At 55.6% G+C, this 1,162-nt stretch carries 1 rRNA gene; it reads left to right on the top strand.

From position 1 onward, the window contains the following. A 23S ribosomal RNA gene (locus C509_RS0123085) occupies positions 1–1,162 on the top strand; the annotation flags it as partial.

Genomic DNA, 1,162 nt, shown 5'->3' with positions numbered 1-1,162 from the left:
TTGGTGGAGCGCTTGGAAGTGAGAATGCCGGTATGAGTAGCGAAAGAAGGGTGAGAATCCCTTCCACCGAATGCCTAAGGTTTCCTGAGGAAGGCTCGTCCGCTCAGGGTTAGTCGGGACCTAAGCCGAGGCCGAAAGGCGTAGGCGATGGATAACAGGTTGATATTCCTGTACCGCCTCGTTTCCGTTTGAGTGAAGGGGGGACGCAGGAGGATAGGGTAAGCGCACGACTGGATGTGCGTCCAAGCAGTAAGGCTGGCAAGTAGGCAAATCCGCTTGCCATAAGGCTGAGCTGTGATGGCGAGGGAAATAAAGTACCGAAGTTCCTGATTCCACACTGCCAAGAAAAGCCTCTAGCGAGGAAACAGGCGCCCGTACCGCAAACCGACACAGGTAGGCGAGGAGAGAATCCTAAGGTGATCGAGAGAACTCTCGTTAAGGAACTCGGCAAAATGACCCCGTAACTTCGGGAGAAGGGGTGCTCTTTGGGGTGAAAGCTCCGAGGAGCCGCAGTGAATAGGCCCAGGCGACTGTTTAGCAAAAACACAGGTCTCTGCGAAGCCGCAAGGCGAAGTATAGGGGCTGACGCCTGCCCGGTGCTGGAAGGTTAAGAGGAGCGCTTAGCGCAAGCGAAGGTGCGAATTGAAGCCCCAGTAAACGGCGGCCGTAACTATAACGGTCCTAAGGTAGCGAAATTCCTTGTCGGGTAAGTTCCGACCCGCACGAAAGGCGCAACGATCTGGGCACTGTCTCAACGAGAGACTCGGTGAAATTATAGTATGCGTGAAGATGCGCATTACCCGCGACAGGACGGAAAGACCCCGTGGAGCTTTACTGCACCCTGATATTGACTGTCTGTGCAGCTTGTACAGGATAGGTAGGAGCCTTGGAAGCCGGAGCGCTAGCTTCGGTGGAGGCAACGGTGGGATACTACCCTGGCTGTATGGACCGTCTAACCCGCGACCCTGATCGGGTTGGGAGACAGTGTCAGGCAGGCAGTTTGACTGGGGCGGTCGCCTCCTAAAGAGTAACGGAGGCGCCCAAAGGTTCCCTCAGAATGGTTGGAAATCATTCGCAGAGTGCAAAGGCAGAAGGGAGCTTGACTGCGAGACCTACAAGTCGAGCAGGGACGAAAGTCGGGCTTAGTGATCCGGTGGTACCG

This window comes from Siminovitchia fordii DSM 16014 = CIP 108821 (assembly GCF_000374565.1).
In the GTDB taxonomy this organism is placed as follows: Bacteria; Bacillota; Bacilli; order Bacillales; family Bacillaceae_C; genus Siminovitchia; species Siminovitchia fordii.
This window is presented reverse-complemented; position numbering and strand designations above follow the sequence as displayed.